Genomic DNA, 20,300 nt, shown 5'->3' with positions numbered 1-20,300 from the left:
TTACCAACCCGTCCGATATTCCCTTTTTACAAATTGGTTGGCCATATCGAAGTTGGTAATCTTCATATTATCACCGTCCCAGATCAGTTTCTGCCTTCCTGGGAAATTAAAGCCTTTTCCGTCAGCTTTGGATTCTCTGTACATATAAGAACGTACCGCCAGGTTACCCATCAAAACAATTTCTGTAAGCGGCCCGGACTGATCGAATGATGAGCTGGTGTACGCACCATAACCTTTCTTACAAGCCTGAACAAATTGCTGCTGGTGGCCTTCCCAGCTTCCCGGTACCAATGCCCGGGGCTTAGCGCCAACACGTACGGTTTCAAATTTCTTTTCTGGCCAGAGCCTTGGTTTTTCCCCAAACATTTCAGCACTTAAAATTCCTTTGGTACCAATAAACAGCATACCGCCATCATTACTACCAAAAACAGTTTTATAATCGCAGCCTTCGGGTAACTGAGGGCGCATACCACCATCATACCATGAAAAATTGATTTCCTTGCCTGGTGTTTTGGATGCAAATTTTAAGTGAATGGTAGCAGATGTAGGGCCTACATCATTGAAAAAAGATTGCTTGAAAAAATCCGAATAAACCGACCCCACACTGCATTCAACGGAAGTAGGATAACCCAGTTTCATCGCCCGAAAAGGGACGTCGATGAAATGGCAGCCCATATCCCCCAATGCGCCTGTGCCAAAATCCCAATACCCTCTCCATCTGAATGGCATGTAGGCTTCGTGATAATCGCGTTTCGGAGCGGTTCCAAGCCACAGATCCCAGTCAACTCCTGCCGGAACCGGCTGCGATTCGCCCTTATCTTTTGGTGATTGTACACCCTGTGGCCAAACCGGTCTGTCTGTCCAAACTTCAATGGTATGCACATCACCCAAAACACCTGACTGGACCAATGCTTCGGTTTGCCGGGTACCGTCGCTGCTACTTCCCTGGTTGCCCATTTGGGTTACTACCTTATATTTCTTAGCTGCCGCTGCCAGATTTCGGGCTTCCCAGATATCCTTGGTAAGCGGTTTTTCAACATATAAATGTTTCCCCAACTCAATAGCTGCAATTGCAATCGGGAAATGCATATGGTCAGGAGTAGTCACCAAAACAGCGTCAATATTTTTGGCTTCCTTTTCAAACATTTTCCTGAAATCCTTATAATAGGGTGCATTGGGAAACTGCTTTCTGTATTTTTCTGATTGTCTGTCGTCTACATCGCAAAGCGCTACAATATTATCTGTACCACCATTATACGCCTGACGCACATTGACATCGCCTTTTCCTCCACAACCAACCGCAGCAATATTCAGCTTATCACTCGGAGGAATGAACCCTTTGCCCAGCACATGCCTGGGAACGATCATAAAACCGCCGGCTGCCAAAACTCCTGCTTTCACGAAATCCCTGCGCTTGATATTACTTTCGATGATTTTTTCGTCATTTTCCATACCTGATAGTAAATTTCTTTTGCGTGAAAGATTAGCGATGAATCAAAAAAAGACGGCCGTCCTTTAAGCCTACTATCGCTTTCCGAAAGTTTCAGCAATTTTCATCGCGACACCCATATCACCTTCGATTTTCAGCTTCCCGGTCATCAGCGCCATCATGGCATTCAGATCTCCATCCAACAATTTGAGGGCATTTTTTATGGAAATTTCAAAAATGCAGTCCGCTTCCAGGTCATCATTGGAAACCGAGTTGGGAATTGATTTACCATCAACAAAGACATTGCCTTCGTCGGTCACAAATTTAGCAGTGGCATCTAATCCGCTATCGGATCCCAGCATATTTTTTACACGGTCGGTCAGGATTTGCAGGCTCATATATGGTATTCTTTGTGTTATTGTGAAATTATTGGACTAAAATAACAAATGTATATCCGCTCATAAGAATATTCAAATGCCTTTGGTGTTTTCAGCTAAAACATCAAATTTTACATTCTTCATCAGAAAAAGCTGCTGATTTATTTTCAACCGAATGAGTGATACTCCCATCAGGCCAACGTTCCTTACTATTTTGTGTTTCCTTACATTTATGAGTTCTGTTTCAGGTCTTTGGACGCAATCCGAAAGATTATGGAGCCCGGGGATCATGGCTGATAAAACCAGGGAAACATTTGAGGAAGTACGGGAGAAGCTGGATAAACAGGCCACTACTGCTGATACTCAGACCATGGACAAGATGTTTGAAGATGTTATTGAACAGACGACCCCAAAGTCAATCGCAACCGGCGCGATCATTATGCTGATCTTCGAATCATTTTCACTTTATGCCGCATATCTGATGTGGAACCTTCAAAAGAAGGGTTTTTATCTATATATGGGAGGTATAGCAGTAGCTTTTTTGGCTCCGTTGTTTCTGATCGGTGGCTGGTTGGGCGTAATCACGTCTGTGGCCGGCATCTTCCTCAGTATCTTTATGTTGATTTTATATGCGTTCAATCTGAAGCATATGCGGTAACCTTCCTGCATATCATTTGGTTACAGTTGGCGTGTTTCCCGCAACCAGCTAGCTGTCAATTATGGAAATTGAAATGTAAGGTCTTGCATTCCACGAAGAAAAGATTTTATTTTGCGGACTAATTTGAATCGAGAAAATGGCTTTAATTAACAAAATCAGAGAAAAATCAGGGATTGCAGTGACGGTAATTGCCGTCAGTTTAATCCTTTTTATGGTAGGTGGCGACCTTATGGGACCGAATTCAATGCTTGGAGGCGGAAACAATCAGGTTGTTGGTGAGATTGCTGGTAATAAAATTGATATCAAGGATTTCCAAACCCGGGTTGATGGTTTTCGTCAGAATTATGAAGCGCAATCGGGCCGCAGTTTGAATGAAAATGAGCTTTCTTCTCTGAGAGATCAGGCTTGGAACCAGTTCGTGGTTGATATTGCTTACAAAAAACAATTCGAAGATCTGGGGCTTTCAGTAACCGATGAAGAACTGTACGACATGGTTCAGGGCAACCACATCAGCCCATCTATCTTACAAGCCTTTTCCGATCCTACTACCCAACGCTTTGATAAAAATGCGGTTGTTAATTATCTTAAAAACCTCAAAACCCTTCCAATCGAACAACAAAAATCCTGGGAGAATTTTGAAAAAAGTCTGAGAGAGGAACGCACCCGCAGCAAATATGAAAACCTGCTGAAACTCTCTACTTACATTCCAAAAGCACAGGCTGAAAAAGAATATGTAGCCCAGAATACCAAAGCCAATCTGCGTTACTTATATGTACCTTATTTCTCGGTGGTTGATACCACCATTAAAGTGACCGATTCACAGCTGGAAAGCTATCTGAGCGCTCACCGCAAGGAATACAAAGGAACAGACACCCGTTCCATAGAATATGTAACATTCCCAATCCAGCCTGCCAAAGACGATAGCGCTGCATTATATACTGAAATTAAAGAATTGGCGCGTGGCCTGGCAACCGCTCAGAACGACTCAGCCTTTGCAAGCATGAATTCGGACATTCCACTTCCTTTGAACCAGACTTTGGGAACTATGACCGAGCAGTTGAAAGAAGCTGTTAAAACATTTGTCCCTGGTGGTGTTTATGGTCCTTATCGTGAAGGTAATACCTATTATATCTACAAATACGGCGGTACCAAATCAGATACCGTTTCCACTGCACGTGCGAGCCACATCCTGATCGGTTCCGACAATCAATCGGATTCGGCTAAAACAGCTGCCCGTGCCAAAGCGGAAGGCATTCTGGCCCAAATCCGTGCTGGTGCTAATTTCGAAGCACTTGCTGCAACTTCCAGCACTGATCAGGGTTCAGCCCAGCGTGGTGGAGATGTTGGCTATTTTCCAAACAATGGAACAATGGTTAAGCCATTCGAAGAGGCTGTTTTCTCAGCAACTGCAACTGGTTTGATCCCAAGATTGATAGAAAGCCAGTTTGGTTTTCACATTATTAAGGTAACCGATACTAAGTCGAATACCGTTTACCGCATTGCTTCGATTGGCAAAACAATTGCTCCAAGTCAGGCTACCCGTGATGAGGCTTATAGAAAAGCGGACGAGTTTGTAAATTCAGTAAAAACGAAAGAACAGTTTGATGAAGCGGTAAAGAAAAATAAAGCATTGGTGGTTGCTACTGCGAATCGGGTTCCTGAATCCGCAACCAATATCAATGCAATTCAAAACGGCCGCGATATTGTCAGGTGGGCGTTCAAAGACGATTCAAAAATCAACTCCGTTTCACAGGTATTTGAAACCGAGGAACAATATATCGTAGCAGTGCTGGTGGCAAAATCGGACGCGAAGGACGTAAAGGTGGACGATTTCCGCGATGAACTGACAACAAAGGTTCGCAATGAGATCAAAGCCGAACAAATTACCGCTAAACTAAAAGGCGCAACAGGCGACCTGGAAACAATTGCTAAAAAATATGGCGCTGGTGCATTGGTTGAATCGGCAAGTGACATTTCCCTTGCTACCGGATTTCTGACCAGTGCTGGTTTTGATCCTATTGCACTTGGTAAAGCATTCGGTTTGAAACCTGGACAAAAAACAGGTGTATTTACTGGTGAAAATGGCGTCTTTGTTGTCGAATTGATAAGCAAAACAGAAGCTCCAAAAATCGCAGACTTTACGCAATACAAAACGCAATTGACCCAATCCCTGGAAGGCCGCATGTCATATCTTGTCAATGAGGCCATTCGTGATAATGCTAAGATCGAAGATCATCGAGCAAAGTTCTTTTGATAAAAAATAAAAAAACGAGATAAGAGGAGCAGAAATCAATTCTGCTCCTCTTTTTAATTACACTACAAATTTTTCAGAAAAAAGTGATAGTATTGCAGTATAAAATGTCAATGTTACACTTAATAAAATGCTGGCTTTGACTTCTTAAATTATTACAAAACGCTTAACATTGATACAATGAGCATTCTACTCGGAGAACAAGAGTACTTTAAAGGAATTGGGAAAATCACTTTCGAAGGACCTGAAACAGACAATCCCCTCGCATATCGCTGGTACGATGAGAACCGCATTGTTGCCGGAAAAAGCATGAAAGAGCATCTCCGTTTTGCAATTGCTTACTGGCATACTTTCTGTGGCGCGGGACTTGACCCTTTTGGAGGCCCTACTCTTTTTTATCCATGGGATGAAAAACCCGAGGCTGTTGACCGTGCAAAAGACAAAGCAGACGCAGCATTTGAACTGATCACGAAATTAGGCGCTCCATATTATTGCTTTCACGACCTGGATGTTGTGGATTATACAGATGGCGTTCGCACCAATGAAAAACGCTTACAGGCACTGACCGAATACCTGGGTCAAAAGCAAAAAGACTCTGGCGTAAAACTGCTTTGGGGAACTGCCAACTTGTTTGGCCACCATCGTTATATGAATGGTGCTTCCACCAATCCTGACTTTGCCGTATTATCCCACGCCGGCGCACAGATAAAAATCGCCCTAGACGCGACGATTGCACTAGGTGGTGAAAATTACGTATTCTGGGGAGGACGTGAGGGTTATATGACGCTCCTGAACACAGACATGAAACGCGAGCAGGAACATTTTGCTCAAATGCTGAAACTTTCGGTGGAATATGCGCGTGCTAATGGCTTTAAAGGCAAATTCTTTATTGAGCCGAAACCATGCGAGCCTACCAAACATCAATATGATTATGATGCCGCAACCGTAATCGGTTTCCTTCGCCAGCACGATCTGTTAGGCGATTTCGCTCTTAATCTCGAAGTGAACCACGCCACATTAGCAGGACATACGTTCGAACATGAATTGCAGGTTGCAGCCGACGCAGGTATTTTAGGATCAATTGATGCCAATCGCGGTGATTATCAAAACGGTTGGGATACCGACCAATTCCCAAATGACATTGCGGAGTGGACGAAAGCATTGCTGGTTATCCTCAAAGCGGGTGGATTAAAAGGAGGAGGCGTCAACTTCGATGCAAAGCGCCGCCGTAACTCTACCGATGTGGAAGACGTTTTCCACGCACACATTGGCGGCATTGATACCGTCGCCAGGGCATTGATCGTCGCTGATAAAATCATCCAGAACGGCGAGTACGACAAGATCCGCACGAACCGTTACGCAAGTTTCGATGCTGGAAAAGGTGCTGAATTTGAAGGAGGATCATTAAAATTGGAAGATCTTTTCGAGCTGGCTGCTGCAAATGGCGAACCCGCAATTACTTCCGGAAAACAAGAATACCTTGAAAATCTGATCAATCGGTTTATTTGATTTGTTGTTCAGTTAGCATTCATTGGAAAAGCCGTTGACTCGTTAGCGGCTTTTTTATTTGGCCAACAGCAAAAAATAAGCCGCCGACAATCATCAGCGACTTATTTCAATTTTTAATTAAACCAGCAAGTTTAATTATTAACCTAAATGCACTTTCTTTATTGACATTTAATACCCGGCGTTTTGTTTCAAATTGGTGTTATTCCTCATTTCGGAAGTAGGGAGTGGGAAATAAAGTTCTCTCTCAGTCAAAGTTGGGCCGTATGAGAACTTGTGACCGACATAGTTATCAAACTTTTTGGTACTCACATTGAATGCTTTCCGCAAACGTACCATATCAAACCAGGTAACGTTTTCGAAACAAAGCTCATACCAGCGCTCACGCCAGATTACTTCCCGCAACGCATCTTTTGATAACCCTGCCAATGCAGGTAGCTGCGCCCTGGTGCGAATTGCATTGACTGATTCCAGCACTTTCACGGATGGCCCTGCCACTTCATTCGCTGCCTCAGCATAAGTGAGCAGCAAATCTGCATACCGGATCACCGGCCAGTTCAGATCACTATTGGCCGAACTCGTCTGCGCAGTTATGTCGAAATGCTTGTAGATGAAATAGCCTCCAAGATCCACTTCCAGGTTACGATTGGCCTCATTGGTGAATTTTGTAAAGAAGAATTGCTTTTCCTTCGCACGTAAATCAGCCGGATCGTACGACTTCACAAAATCCCCGGTTGAATAAATCCCGCCGGTTTCATCGGAATATTGGGAGATGTTTTTGTTGTAAGGAATGATAGATACCTGCCAGCTGGACGGAAGAAGCTGTGTCCTGAACTGGATCATGAATATGTTCTCCTCAATATTCTTTTTGGAAGGATCATGAAAGTCATTGTAAGAAGCAAATAATTTAAATTGCTTTGAATCAATCACTTCCGCGGATTTCTTAGCTGCCAGGTCGTAGTAAGCCGCTCCTTTTTGCAAAGGAAACCCTGCCATAGTGAGATAAACCTGTGAAAGCAATGATTTAATGGCCCCCAAACTAACCTTTCCCGTAGCATCCACCCACGGCAATCCCGATTCTTCTGCCAATTTCAAATCTGCCACAATCAGATTATAAACTTCCTCCGGATTAGCCTGTGAAGGTCTCAGCTGTTCGGATTGCAGATTGATTGGTTCAGTAACCAATGGAATATTGCCAAACATCCGCACTAGGTTATAATAGTACCAGGCCCTAAGAAAATAGGCTTCCCCAAGTAACTTCTTCACTTCCACCGGATCAATAGCTGGAATAGTCGGCACTTTGGCGATCGAAAGATTAGCATTTGCGATACCTCTGTAATAGGAAGTCCAATACGTCTGTCCATAGCCATTATCTGAGGTATTTCTTAAATCCTTGATAAAATAGCTGTTAACAGCCTGACCTAAATCCGTTGCTGCAAGACCTGTTGCAAACTCAGTCATCATCCAAGGGCCGCCACCAAATCCACTTCCCAGCGGATCGCGAAGTGGTGCATATATCGCATTGACAGAACTCCTGCCATGGGCAGGCTGCGTAAAATAGTTTTCAACAGTGAAATTACTAGGATCCGATTCATCGAGGAAGTCGTTGCATCCCGTTGCCCAGAATATGCTCAAAAGCGCTGTAAGCAGGCCGATTCTTTTTGATAACTTATTCATATTATTTCAAGTAAGAGTCAGTGTTGATTTTATAAACCTATATTCAAACCCACCATAAATACCCTTGGTTTTGGGTAATCATACAATCCAAATCCCTGGTCGAATGGAGAACCGGAATTAGACACTTCAGGATCGTAGCCTTTGTACTTTGTCGTTACAAAGAAGTTCTGGACCGATCCGTACACCCTTAACCGTTCTAATTTCATTTTCGAAACAATTGTTGAAGGGAACACGTATGCAAGCAACAGGTTACGACCTCTGATAAACGATGCGTCAGTTACCTTGTGACTATCATTATTGGTCGTATAGTAGGCGTTAATTGGGCGGATCTGAGCAACGGTTGTATTCTGATTAGTTTCCGTCCACGCATTCAATACAGTTTTGTAGCTGTTTGCAATGCCTTGTCTGTCTTCTGCAGAGTGTATACTTCTGTCAAGCACGTCGTTGCCGTACATATATTGTAAATCAATGGTAAGTGACAACGCCTTATACTGGAAGGTATTGAGGAATGTTCCAAATCCGTCTGGGATACCTTTACCAATGATGGCCCGGTCATTATCATTGATCGTTCCATCATTATTAAGATCCTGGTATTTGACGTCACCTGGTAACATATTATACCGTTTCGCCTCTTCCGCTTCCGCAGTTGACCAAATTCCCTGATGCACGCGTCCGAAGAAAGAACCTACTGGCTCACCAACCCGGACGATCGTATTTCCGGAGAAAATATCGCTGCCGCCCGAAAGTGCGAGTACTTTATTTCTATTTACAGAAATATTAAAAGTAGTGCTCCATGAAAAATCACCCGCTTTAAGGTTGGTAGAATTCACGGCAAACTCCACTCCTTTGTTTTCCATACTTCCAACATTTGTAAAAATGCTGGCATAACCACTGCTCAATGGAAGCGGTGCATCCAATAGCATTTCATTCACTTTTCTTCTGTACAAGTCAAGTTCAAAACTTACTCTGTTCGAAAACAAACCTAACTCGACACCGAAATCAACTTGCTGTGTTTTCTCCCATTGCAGGTTCGAATTGGACATACGCCCAACGCCTGTACCAATATTACGCGTGCCGCCAAATATGACGTCCGTGCTTGACATACCCGCAAGCGCCCGATAGGCTGGAATCTCAGAGTTACCTGTTGCACCATAACTCGCCCTGATTTTCAGATTCGAAATGGTGGGGACGTTTTTCAGAAATTCTTCTTCACTAACTCTCCATGCAACTGCCGCAGAAGGGAAAAACGCATATCTGTTGGCTTCCCCGAATTTGGATGACCCATCGATACGACCTGTGAGGGTTACCAGATACTTATCCAGCAAGCCGTAATTCACCCGGGCAAAATAAGAGTTAAGCCCATAAGCCGAGGCGCTCGAAGTAGGTGCAAGGGCAGTGGCGCCAGCACCAAGGTTGTTGAACTGGAAATAGGTATCCGTAAAATTCTGGCTTCTGGCAAGATTATCGAAGCGATCCACATGCTGCCACGACAAACCCAGGATCGCATTAATGGAATGTATTTTGCCAAATTCCTTGAAGTAAGTCAGGTAATTTTCAAACTGCCAGGAATTGAAGCGCCTGCTGGTAACCGACGCGTCACCATTGTTTGAAATATATTGCAAACCCGCTGCCGCGAAATAGTCTTCACGTTGATTGATCACATTCGTTCCCACTGTCGACCTCAAATCCAGGCCGTCGGCCAGGCGGATCGTTGCAAACATATTGCCCAGCATGGTTTGTGTCCTCAGGTAAAACAACCTTTCAGCTGCAACCCTCAGCGGGCTGTCCCCACCTTCCATACCCGGATAATCTCTGTTGCTAGCCCATCTTCCGTCAGGATATTTCACCGGGATAATTGGCAAAGCTTCCAAAACCTGGCGCATGGCCGTAATACCGCCACCACCCAACTGGTCAATTTGCTTTTCGTTTTGATCGGTATAACCCAATGTACCTCCAACTTTCAGCCAGCTTTTGATCTGACTATCAAATACAAAACGCCCTGCAAACCTTTTCTGCCAGGAATCTTTAACGATCCCATTTTCATTGCGGTAATTTAAAAATGCACCATAACTTCCTTTGTCACTTCCGCCGGTAAGCCCCAATTGGTGATTTTGTGTAAAAGCTTTTTGGAAAGTTTCGTCCTGCCAATCAGTATCATAAAGTGGATTGCCACTTGAATCAAAAAGCAAGGGATTGGTACGTTTCAATTTGGGATCTGTGTATTTGGTTCCGGTGGCCCATCCCACAGGATCATATTTTTTTGCATTGGCATAAATGGTTTCTTCTACCGCCAAAAACTCCTTTGAATTCAAAACAGGCAATTTTTTCGGAGCGACGCCAATGCTAAAATCAGTATCATATGTAACTTTTCCTCCGCCGGATGTTCCGCGTTTGGTAGTAACCAGAATAACGCCATTGGCGCCACGTGCTCCATAAATAGCGGTGGATGAGGCGTCTTTAAGTACTTCGATGGAGGCAATATCATTGGGATTCAGATAATCGATTGGCGTACTACCATTTCCGAGATCTACTGCATTAAGGATCACACCATCAATGACATACAAAGGATTATTGGAAACGCTGATAGAACTGGCACCCCGGATCCGAATATTAGCCCGCCCTCCCGGACGTCCCGAGTTCGAAGAAACATTCACCCCGGCGATACGGCCCGAAAGTCCCTGGTTCAATGATGACGCTGGACGTTCCTGCAACACTTCCCCTTTAATTGTACCGACAGCACCTGTCAGATCCGATTTTTTTACCGTACCATAACCCACAACCACGATTTCATCCAGCGCATTTTCATCAGGCATCATACTCACGTCAACGCTGGACTGATTGCCAATGCTTACTTCCTGCGATTTATACCCCACAAAACTAAGGACAAGCACATTCTGATTTCCCTCCGGAACATCCAGTGAAAATGCCCCGTCGGCACCGCTGGACGTTCCACGTTGGCTACCCTTTAAAATGACGCTCACACCTGGCAACGCACTTCCGGCTTCATCAGAAATTTTACCTTTAATAGTCCGATCGACTACTATCTGCTGGCCATTCACCGGGGTTGCAAAGTTTTCGGGCATTACTATCTGGTCCGTTAAAGCGGCAGATTCTTTCCGATCCTCTTTTGGCGAAGCTGTTTCCTTTATTTTATCTTCAGTGATTACATAAGTATTTTTTCTTGTCTTTTTGTATTTGAGACCATTCTGGCCCAGGATCAGGTTCAGGTTCTTCTCGATAGGCTGGGTCAGATCCAGCGCTGCCGATGTAACATTGACGGAACCCACGAGGCGATCTTCAAATACAATCTCGACCCCGTAATGTCTTTGCAAATCCAGCAGGACGTTCTTCAATTTCATTTCCTGCATGACCATATTGTGCTGCTTGGCGGGCATGGAGGCAAATGCAATTGCCTGCGACCGGACATCGTTGGGAACCTGTGTTGCCAGCACAATCCCGATTCCAATCCATTGTTTGGCTGATAGCGTTATATTCATAGTTAAGTGGTTAAGGATAATCAGTTATTCGTTAAAAGGACCATATTTCCATTATGCTCGATTTTCATATCGAGTACTTCCGAGACGGTTTTCAATAATTCATCTGCATTTTTTGTTTTAAAATTTCCCGTGATAGTGCGCTCAGCAATGTTTGAGTCAGAGAGCGTTACCTTCTGACCAAAATTTTCTTCGATCATCGCAATGATCTCTTTCACAGATGTTGCATTAAATACATATCGCTGTTCCTTCCAGGCGGCGAAGGTTTTTACATCCTGTTTCCTTTCCAGCTGGACTTCTCCCGCCTGATTCAGAAAGGCCAGATCGCCCGGCTCCAACATGACATTTTTGAGCTGTTTGTTTTGAGAATAATCAATGCGAACACTCCCGCTTTTCAAGGAAACCTTCGTCCCTCTTGGTCTGGCATACACCGAAAAGGTAGTCCCCAGCACCTCAACCTGGAAATCTTTCGACGTCTTCACGACGAAACGTTTATTGTCTACCGTGTGGCTTACCGAAAACTCCGCTTCGCCTGCCAATGCCACTTCACGCACTTCTCCAACGAATCCAAACCGCGGTATTTTTAAACAAGAATTTGAGTTCAGTGATACCATGCTACCGTCTTCCAGGTATACGTCGGTTGTTTGCCCGAAGGCAGTTTGATAAGATTTGTATTGCAAAGAATCGCGAAACCACCAGCCACAGCTTACCAGCAGGATTACGGATGCCGCGATAAGCCAGAAACGATATTTCTGATGCAAAAAAATGGAATAACCGTAAGTTTCTCCAATGCTTTTCTGACTGTCTTCCACTGGCACAATGTCAGAATCAAGCCTTTGCAGTAACGAAATGATGGCTTTATCCTGGTCCGGAATGTATTGCGGGCTTATCATTTCATATTCCAGCAACCACTGATGAAAGGTTTCGGCATTGTCCTTTTCAGCAATCCAGTCTTCGATAAGCTGCCGTTCCAGCGGATTGGTCCGCCCTGCCAGATATTCAAACAGGGTATATTTTGATATAATTTTTTTCATCTTCTTTCAATTCGGGTATCACAGGTCTTTACAGGAGTTTTTCTTATTCAAATGATGCTCAAAACGGTAAGTCCGATCGAGATCATCCATTCGCCATGAAGTGCGGAGCGCAAATGTTTCAGTGCCTTTGAAATATGCACTTCGACAGTTTTGGGGGAGATATGCAGCTCATCTGCTATTTCATGGTATTTTTTATTCTCAAACCTGCTCAACAGAAATACCTTCTGGCATTGCATGGGAAGCCGGGCAATCACCTCATTAATTTTGAGGAATAAATTGTTATAATGTATCTCAGCGTCAGGCTGTTGGTGGTAGGTAGAGAGCGTACTTTCTTCGGTAACTTCCAGGGTATCCATTTTCCCAAACTCCCTGCGCATATAGGTATAGCATTCATTTCTTACCGATCTGAACAAATAGCTTGTGTAGGACGAAGTAATATTTTCGTAGGCCTTGGTGCGGTAAAACTGGAAAAACACTTCGCTCACCAGATCTTCGGCAATTTGTTTGGAGTAAACAAACCTGACTGCATGGCTGCAAAGCGGATTATAAAAGCGCCTGAACAGCAATTCAAGACCTTTGGACGGATTTTGTTCAAAGGTTATTTTCAAAAAAATCGCAGAATCAATCTCACTGACGGCATTTTTTCCTTCGTGTAAAGGTGACACGAACGGATTTAAGCGCTTTGTTTCCTGGTTAAGCAAAGGATCGTGCATTGAGTCTTTATTTATGTAACAATTAAAAGACTTTTTTGTATTTGAATCCCCTTACTCTTGATTAAAAAAAAATAAAACTTTTTTTAGTGATAATATATACGGTTGGATTACTCATTGCCGCCATTTGGTAACCCATACGCCCGAATAAATTTAGTTTATGTTACCACGACTATATTTGTCTGATTAGTTTTCACCTCAATGTCCGAGCAACATGAAAGATTTCCGCCTCTATGTCTCAATTCTAAACCAAAGCAAATGCCTGATTTTACGGAATCTGAAGAAAATGCATCATTGTCCGATTCGCCTGTTACAGAACTGACTTTTCGCGAATGGGAAGTTTTGCTCCTTATATCGGAAGATAGAGGGAACAAGGATATTGCAGTTATTACAAGCCTGAAAATTGAAAGCATCAGGTCCATGCGCAACCGCATTGGCGACAAACTCATGCTAAAAGGACACAACACACTTGCCCAATTTGCCCGGCAGCATCGCCGGGCACTTAGACAATTATTCCAGGTGCTATTCCTTCCAAGGCGATGTCAGTAATAAAAAAAACCAACCGTGCAAGTCACTTAAGTAATCAAATTTCGATCACTTAAGTGACTTTTTACACACGTTCATTCGACTGAATTTTGATCTGTTGTTCAACTAATCAGAATTAGCAATGAAAAAACATGTATTGATCTTTTTGATGGGAATTCCCTCGTGCCTGTTTGCGCAACAGGTAGCTGAAAATCAAAGTAATGCGCTATTAATAAATGCGTTAAGCCAGGACTCGGTCCGCTACGAAGTCAGGCGTAACGAGGTCCTGGCAATCAAACTGGCGATCCGGCAAAAGCCTTCAAACAGAAAATGGTTGAAAGCATTGCCACTGGCAGGAGTTCCGTCTCTTATACCAAACAAAACATCCGGATTGGGCGAGCAGGGGAAGAACAAGAGAAACCCAAACGTAAACCTGGGCGTTCTGGGTTCTATTTCAGCATTGAATGTCTTTGGCCGCAAATCAGCCCGGGCCTTCATTGAGATAAAGCATTACGCATCTGACGGAACATTATTGCGGGTGGAGCGACCGTCTGCCTCTGGAAAGAGAGGCAACTACAAGATTACAAAACCAATCGATCAGGACGGTTACCTGATTGTGGCGATCCGAAATCTTGAAAAAAATAACATTACAATAACGAGTTCAATCACCAATACGGGGCCGCACCCACCTAAGGGTGGCATTCCCGGCGAAGGAGGCGGCGAGCCCGGCCCGGAGCCTGAAAGTGACGCACCTATTGCTTGGGAAAATTATCTGGACGGCGTTACGATCGTCGGAACTGGTACTTTTGCTGAAAATAATTTCATGGCCACCTACGAAGCCGCTTTTGGCCCGTCGGAAACCTGGATTGCAGTTGGAACCGGCACTGGTGATGGCAGCGGAAGCGGTGGAGGTGAAGGAGGCTATGAACCGCCTTCGGCTGAGGCGAAACAAATGGCACGAGAGTTGAAGAAAATCGATGCCAATATGTGCGAGGCCAGATATGTTCTTTATCACATAACAGATGTTCCGCAAATGGGCCCAATACTTTCTTACACTAAATACAAAGCCGAAGAGTATATGGATGAACTTAATATGTCAGTAGCAAATAATGTTGGATACTCGAAAGAAAACGCTTTTAAACATGCTTATGTAAGTGCTATAAATTATTGTGCTTTGGGAGCCCAGCATTCCAAAGCCATATCCGATCTTCATGAAACTTGTGACGGCGTCAATATGAACCCAACAGTAGCTGAAAGAACTATGGATATGTACAATAATAACGAAGGCTTCAAGATAGCGGCAGCGGTGGGATGCAGCCCCGATTTTCATGAAATCAAATCAGCTTTGAATACAGCATATCACAACGGAACTCTCCATGACATCAATGGTAATAAAATCTATTAGTTTTCAAAGAATAGTTAAAACCCTTTGCACCGTCTTTTGCTTGCAAAGCTGCAATTGGTCACCTAATTGCGATCAGCTCAGAGTTTCCTATGCAAACAAGAACTGGATATTCCCATCCACGATTGGAGAAGCCGAGGAGAAACATGGTTTGGCATTCAAACAGCCCGCGTATTACTATACAACGGATAGCACAAATCTGGAAGTTGTAGTATGTTTTCACAACAAATCTGGTGATTATGACGACGATCGTCAGCAGAAAGAAACACTTTATCCCAGAGATGTTCACACTTACTTATTTCAATTCAAGGCTGGCCAAAACACCTATGATTCCTTGAAACTTGATTTAGAAAAAAAGTATCAAAAGCGGTTTGTACTTACAAAAGGATTGAAAACCTGGAATATTTTCATTGAAGAAAAGAACCGCCCGTTTGAACAAAACTTACTGATAGTTAACGAATGTTTGGCGTTTGGAATCAGCAATGGTAAATCTGAAAGATTTGGAAAAGTGGTTAATGTTCACATGATGTATGGCTTATCCCTTGGAGACATTGGCGTTCAAGCAGGCGGCTGGTAACCAGGTTTCCTTAAAAAAGAGGCGGCCAAAAAAAATTTGGCCGCCTCCAATAAGTCATTAAGAAAAATCTTACAATTCTTAGCCTTAATCTGCTTCATCATATAAACCATGGCTTTACTGAAAGCGCTATCTCTTAAGTTAATGGAGTTTTACACGATATAAACTGACAACCTAAGAAAAAGTAATGAAAATCATAACACTAGCTTTATTGATGGTAAATGCAATTTCCACGTATGCACAAAAGCGGCCGTGCAAATTGGTTGAATTTAGTTTTGCCAAAAAAGACTGGGCTTTCCCATCAGATGTAGAGGGTATATTTAAAAAACACGAGATTCAATACAAGCCTCCTGGCTATTACTATAACATTGACGAAAACGATGTAGAGGTCATATTGGGCTACCATTCAGAAGACTGGGACTTTGACGATGAATATCAGCCAAAAGAAGTCTTGTTCCCAAGAATTATGCATTCCTATATTTTCCAAATACCTGAAAAAAATGAGACCTACGACTCACTGAAGAATGTGTTGGAAAAGAGCTTTAAGAAAAAATTCATATTTACAAAAGGGTTGAAAGAAGGTGACACTTTGCTTGAAAGTGAAAGACCTTTTGAATTTAATTTTCTTGAAATTAATTCCTGTCTCACAGTCGGGATAAAAAGAAGTCACGCAGAAAATAGGGGTAAAGTGGTGACAGTCAGATTTATGTATGGTCTTTCCCTGGGCTACATGGGAACTATAATGGGAAGCTACTAACAAGTGCATGATAACAGCCTGAGATTTAATCTGGCTGTTGTCATTTGCTCTCACTTCAACATCTTTCAAATGTTCTTTAACACGATATAACCGGACAACCAACGAAAAAGTAATGAAAATCATAACACTAGCTTTATTGATGGTAAATGCAATTTCTACGTATGCACAAAAGCGGCCATGCAAATTGGTTGAATTTAGTTTTGCAAAAAAAGACTGGGCTTTTCGATCGAATGTAGAAGGTAGATTTAAAAAACACGAGCTTCAATATAAACCACCTGGCTATTACTATAAAATTGATGAAAACAATGTGGAGGTAATATTGGGCTACCATTCAGAAGACTGGGACTTTGACGATGAATATCAGCCAAAAGAAGTCTTGTTCCCAAGAATTCTGCATTCCTATATTTTCCAAATACCTGAAAAAAATGAGACCTATGACTCACTGAAGAATGTGTTGGAAAAGAGCTTTAAGAAAAAATTCATATTTACAAAAGGGTTGAAAGAAGGTGACACTTTGCTTGAAAGTGAAAGACCTTTTGAATTTAATTTTCTTGAAATTAATTCCTGTCTCACAGTCGGGATAAAAAGAAGTCACGCAGAAAATAGGGGTGAAGTGGTGACAGTCAGATTTATGTATGGTCTTTCCCTGGGCTACATGGGAACTATAATGGGAAGCTACTAACAAGTGCAAGATAACAGCCTGATGGATCAATCTGGCTGTTATCATTTGCTTTCACTTCAACATCTTTCAAATGTCAATTAAAAAATATCTGATTTGCGCTATGGTTGTTGTTGCGGGATTTTGGTTTTGGTCAAAATTCAATCATTGCGACGCTGTAACGATACGCTTTGCAAATGAAGACTGGACATTCCCATCTACAATTGGCGAAGCTGTTAACAACCATGATCTGGATTTCAAGCCACCCGGCTACTATTACAAGACCGACTCAATAAATCAACAGATCCTGCTGGCCTACCACGACGAATTCGGAGATTACGATGATGATAGGCAGGCAAAAGAAACCCTATATCCCAGAGATGTGCACACTTATGTATTCCAGTTCAAAAAAAGGCCGAACACCTACGATTCGCTGAAAAGGCATTTCGAGACCCAATTCAAGCAAAAATTCGTGCTGACAAAGGGGATAAAAACCCGTTCGTTCTGGTTTGATTACGGAAAAATGCCTTTTGAGCATCATCTGTTGAAAGTTGATGATTGCCTCACAATTGGAATAAAAAACAGTAAATCGGATGGCTTAGGGGAAATTGTAACTGTTCAGCTGCTGTACGGTCTCCCATTAGGAGATATAGGCATATGGATGGGTAACTGGTGACATAAAAAATGACTGCCAACAATGCTGGCAGTCATTTCAAAATAGTTATTTAGCTGGAAGACTCTTACAAATTCTTAGCCTTAATCTGCTTCACGGCATAATCTACGGCTCTGGCTGAAAGTGCCATGTAGGTCAATGATGGATTTTGGGTTGAGGTGGAAGTCATGCAGGCACCGTCCGTTACGAACACATTTTTGCAGGCGTGCAGCTGGTTCCATTGGTTTAGCAATGAGGTTTTAGGATCCTTACCCATCCGGACACCCCCCATTTCATGGATATCGTTACCAGGATTGCGATGTCCGTCGTGGGATTTCACATTTTTGAAACCAGCATTCGTAAACATCTCACTGACCTGCTCCACATAATCCTTGATCATTTTCTCATCATTATCGTCGTAACCAACAGAGATTTTGAGAAGCGGGATACCCCAGGCATCTTTTTGCTCTTTATCCAATGCAACAAAATTACTTTCCTTCGGAATCGTCTCTCCCATCATGTGAGAACCGACACTCCAGTTCCCATATTTGGTTTCCAGCAGACCTGCTTTCAACGACTCTCCCAGACCATTGCGATCCGAGTAAGTATTCCGATTTGCCGAGAAACCGGCTGCATATCCCCTCAAAAAGTCTGTTTCCTGCTTATAAACGTTCCGGAACCTCGGAATGTAACCACTGTTCGGGCGACGTCCGTCTGTTGTAGAATCAAGAAAACCTTCATACTCTCCTGAAACACTTGCTCGGTAGTTGTGAAAAGCTACATACTTGCCCAAAAGCCCGCTGTCATTGCCCAAACCATTTGGAAAACGGCTCGAAGTGGAGTTCAGCAGAACCAGATTAGAATTCAGCGCCGCGGCATTTAAGAAGATAATGTCGGCGTAAAACTCAATAACCTCTTTGGTGGTAGCATCGATCACACGAACACCACTGGCTTTTTGTTTTTTATCGTCATAAATAATGGAATGCACCACCGAATGTGGACGGAGCGTCAGATTCCCGGTTTTCATCGCCCAGGGAATGGTTGAAGCATTGCTGCTGAAATACCCGCCAAATGGACAACCTCTCTCGCACATTGTCCGGCTCTGGCACTGTGCCCTCCCCTGATCCAGGTGAATTTGCTGTGGATCAGTAATGTGTGCGGCACGTCCGATAATTATATGACGGTCTTTGTATTGTTTTGAAACCTGCTCTTTGAAATATTTCTCAACGCAGTTTAATTCGTGAGGCTTTAAGAACTCCCCATCAGGAAGCGCATCCAGACCATCTTTATTCCCGGTTATCCCTGCAAACTTTTCAACATGACTGTACCAGGGTGCAATGTCGTCGTAGCCGATCGGCCATTCGACTGCAAACTTGTCCCTAGCCGGACCTTCAAAATCATATTTACTCCATCGTTGCGTTTGCCTTGCCCATAACAATGATTTTCCTCCTACCTGATATCCGCGAAGCCAGTCAAATGGCTTGTCAGCATCCTGGACATAAGGGTGCTCGTTATCTTTTACAAAAAAATGCGCGGACGATTCCTTAAAATTGTAGCACCTGCTGGCAATCGGATTGGCATCAGTTACTTCCTTTGGTAACCGCTCACGGTGCGGAAATTCCCAGGGCATCATATTGGTGGTAGGATAATCCTTAATGTGCTGAACATCGCGCCCACGTTCCAATACAAGTGTTTTAAGCCCCTTTTCAGTCAGCTCTTTTGCGGACCAACCTCCGCTAATTCCCGACCCGATGACGATGGCATCATAAGTCCGGGCCTTTTTACTGTCAATATTAAAATTAGCCATGTTAATTTCCTAAGGAGAATGGAGTAAGGGGGAGAGAGGGTGAACGGGGAAGAGAGGGAGGAAGGGGAAGAAAGGGAGAATAAAAAAAACCTCCTCCCTCCTCCCCTTTTTCCCTTTTCTCCTTTTAACCCTTTTTAACCGGTACACAGCCGTGGTAACGTGCTGGTACCATTTCATAATGCGTAATGTTGGTCATCACGTATTCGGATGACATATAACCCTGGATCGTCAGATTTTTGACCATACCGAAAAAAGCTTTTTGCTCTGCATCAGTGCTCTTTTCAAGTTCTTGCAGAAGTTGCAGTTTCTGATCTTTGGATGCATCGGCATACGACTTCCCAAATTTCTTATTGCTTTGCGCATCAAGATTAGAAATACCGTTTGAAAGAGTGGCCTGCGCCTTCTTATCGTAGCAATCCTTCACCATTTTCTGTACAAAATCACCTACCCCGAGCTCGCCGGCACCAGGTGTATCGGTTTTGGGAATAATGGCCTCAACCATTGCGGACAGATTTTTTGCCTGATCTGCCGCAAGCAGTGTACCTTTTGGAAAAGATCCCTTGCTCCAACCCGATGCCCATGAAGGCAAATTCGCCATTGCGCCAACGGCTAGTGCCATGCTTCTAAGCGCTACGCGTCTTTCCATTTTATTTTATATTGATGTGAATATTAGCAACTTCATTAAAGAGTAATTAAAGAGTCATTTATGGTCAAGCTCCTGCGTCGCGTCATTGATTGTCATTTTGTAGTTTTCACAAACGAATATCCGCAAACAACAAATGACTTAAT

At 43.3% G+C, this 20,300-nt stretch carries 17 protein-coding genes; 9 read left to right on the top strand and 8 right to left on the bottom strand.

Annotated elements, in window-relative coordinates; translation table 11 throughout:
* Both FHS68_RS04125 and FHS68_RS04120 read right to left on the bottom strand, forming a co-directional pair.
* A complete protein-coding gene (locus tag FHS68_RS04125) occupies nucleotides 1–1,452 on the bottom strand; it encodes a Gfo/Idh/MocA family protein (RefSeq protein WP_167267472.1) in 1,452 nt (483 codons plus the stop codon).
* Between the two features lie 72 nt (nucleotides 1,453–1,524).
* Complete coding sequence (locus FHS68_RS04120) at nucleotides 1,525–1,827, bottom strand: SCP2 sterol-binding domain-containing protein (RefSeq protein WP_167267470.1); 303 nt, start codon at nucleotides 1,825–1,827, stop codon at nucleotides 1,525–1,527.
* 154 nt (nucleotides 1,828–1,981) lie between these two features.
* Between FHS68_RS04120 and FHS68_RS04115 the strand changes: the two genes are divergently transcribed.
* From FHS68_RS04115 to xylA, 3 genes are all read left to right on the top strand, one after another.
* Nucleotides 1,982–2,464 (top strand): hypothetical protein, encoded by a 483-nt coding sequence (locus tag FHS68_RS04115; protein ID WP_229211759.1) that lies wholly within the window; start codon nucleotides 1,982–1,984, stop codon nucleotides 2,462–2,464.
* A 136-nt stretch (nucleotides 2,465–2,600) separates the two neighbouring features.
* On the top strand, nucleotides 2,601–4,718 hold the full coding sequence (locus tag FHS68_RS04110; RefSeq protein WP_167267468.1) for a peptidylprolyl isomerase: 2,118 nt from the start codon (nucleotides 2,601–2,603) through the stop codon (nucleotides 4,716–4,718).
* A 177-nt stretch (nucleotides 4,719–4,895) separates the two neighbouring features.
* The gene (gene xylA, locus FHS68_RS04105) at nucleotides 4,896–6,224 is read left to right on the top strand and encodes a xylose isomerase (RefSeq protein WP_167267466.1); all 1,329 of its coding nucleotides are present in this window, start codon (nucleotides 4,896–4,898) and stop codon (nucleotides 6,222–6,224) included.
* Between the two features lie 168 nt (nucleotides 6,225–6,392).
* On the opposite strand, the gene FHS68_RS04100 is transcribed toward xylA, so the two are convergent.
* From FHS68_RS04100 to FHS68_RS04085, 4 genes are read right to left on the bottom strand one after another with little or no spacing between them, the layout of a single operon-like run.
* Nucleotides 6,393–7,898 carry a RagB/SusD family nutrient uptake outer membrane protein gene (locus FHS68_RS04100; protein WP_167267464.1) on the bottom strand — a complete coding sequence of 502 codons (1,506 nt, stop codon included), beginning with the start codon at nucleotides 7,896–7,898 and terminating at the stop codon, nucleotides 6,393–6,395.
* A gap of 29 nt (nucleotides 7,899–7,927) precedes the next feature.
* Nucleotides 7,928–11,395, bottom strand: a complete 3,468-nt coding sequence (locus tag FHS68_RS04095; RefSeq protein WP_167267462.1) for a SusC/RagA family TonB-linked outer membrane protein — start codon at nucleotides 11,393–11,395, stop codon at nucleotides 7,928–7,930.
* A gap of 20 nt (nucleotides 11,396–11,415) precedes the next feature.
* The gene (locus FHS68_RS04090) at nucleotides 11,416–12,426 is read right to left on the bottom strand and encodes a FecR family protein (RefSeq protein ID WP_167267460.1); all 1,011 of its coding nucleotides are present in this window, start codon (nucleotides 12,424–12,426) and stop codon (nucleotides 11,416–11,418) included.
* A 47-nt stretch (nucleotides 12,427–12,473) separates the two neighbouring features.
* On the bottom strand, nucleotides 12,474–13,139 hold the full coding sequence (locus FHS68_RS04085) for an RNA polymerase sigma-70 factor (protein ID WP_167267458.1): 666 nt from the start codon (nucleotides 13,137–13,139) through the stop codon (nucleotides 12,474–12,476).
* 255 nt (nucleotides 13,140–13,394) lie between these two features.
* On the opposite strand from FHS68_RS04085, the gene FHS68_RS04080 reads away from it, so the two are divergent.
* From FHS68_RS04080 to FHS68_RS04055, 6 genes are all read left to right on the top strand, one after another.
* Nucleotides 13,395–13,685, top strand: coding sequence for a LuxR C-terminal-related transcriptional regulator (locus FHS68_RS04080; protein ID WP_167267456.1), 291 nt, complete (start codon nucleotides 13,395–13,397; stop codon nucleotides 13,683–13,685).
* Nucleotides 13,686–13,803: 118 nt separating this feature from the next.
* Complete coding sequence (locus tag FHS68_RS04075; RefSeq protein WP_167267454.1) at nucleotides 13,804–15,066, top strand: DUF6973 domain-containing protein; 1,263 nt, start codon at nucleotides 13,804–13,806, stop codon at nucleotides 15,064–15,066.
* Between the two features lie 40 nt (nucleotides 15,067–15,106).
* Nucleotides 15,107–15,640 (top strand): hypothetical protein, encoded by a 534-nt coding sequence (locus tag FHS68_RS04070; RefSeq protein WP_167267453.1) that lies wholly within the window; start codon nucleotides 15,107–15,109, stop codon nucleotides 15,638–15,640.
* Between the two features lie 184 nt (nucleotides 15,641–15,824).
* A complete protein-coding gene (locus FHS68_RS04065; RefSeq protein WP_167267451.1) occupies nucleotides 15,825–16,394 on the top strand; it encodes a hypothetical protein in 570 nt (189 codons plus the stop codon).
* 112 nt (nucleotides 16,395–16,506) lie between these two features.
* The gene (locus tag FHS68_RS04060) at nucleotides 16,507–17,076 is read left to right on the top strand and encodes a hypothetical protein (protein WP_167267448.1); all 570 of its coding nucleotides are present in this window, start codon (nucleotides 16,507–16,509) and stop codon (nucleotides 17,074–17,076) included.
* Between the two features lie 70 nt (nucleotides 17,077–17,146).
* Nucleotides 17,147–17,728 carry a hypothetical protein gene (locus FHS68_RS04055; RefSeq protein WP_167267446.1) on the top strand — a complete coding sequence of 194 codons (582 nt, stop codon included), beginning with the start codon at nucleotides 17,147–17,149 and terminating at the stop codon, nucleotides 17,726–17,728.
* Between the two features lie 64 nt (nucleotides 17,729–17,792).
* On the opposite strand, the gene FHS68_RS04050 is transcribed toward FHS68_RS04055, so the two are convergent.
* Both FHS68_RS04050 and FHS68_RS04045 read right to left on the bottom strand, forming a co-directional pair.
* Nucleotides 17,793–19,511: a GMC oxidoreductase gene (locus FHS68_RS04050; protein ID WP_167267444.1), complete on the bottom strand. Its 1,719-nt coding sequence runs from the start codon at nucleotides 19,509–19,511 to the stop codon at nucleotides 17,793–17,795.
* 124 nt (nucleotides 19,512–19,635) lie between these two features.
* Complete coding sequence (locus FHS68_RS04045; RefSeq protein WP_229211758.1) at nucleotides 19,636–20,157, bottom strand: gluconate 2-dehydrogenase subunit 3 family protein; 522 nt, start codon at nucleotides 20,155–20,157, stop codon at nucleotides 19,636–19,638.
* Between the last annotated feature and the right edge of the window lie 143 nt (nucleotides 20,158–20,300).

Origin of the sequence: Dyadobacter arcticus (assembly GCF_011762185.1) — a bacterium.
In the GTDB taxonomy this organism is placed as follows: Bacteria; Bacteroidota; Bacteroidia; order Cytophagales; family Spirosomataceae; genus Dyadobacter; species Dyadobacter arcticus.
The sequence above is the reverse complement of the archived record's forward strand: the minus strand, read 5'-3'. Positions and strand labels throughout refer to the sequence as shown.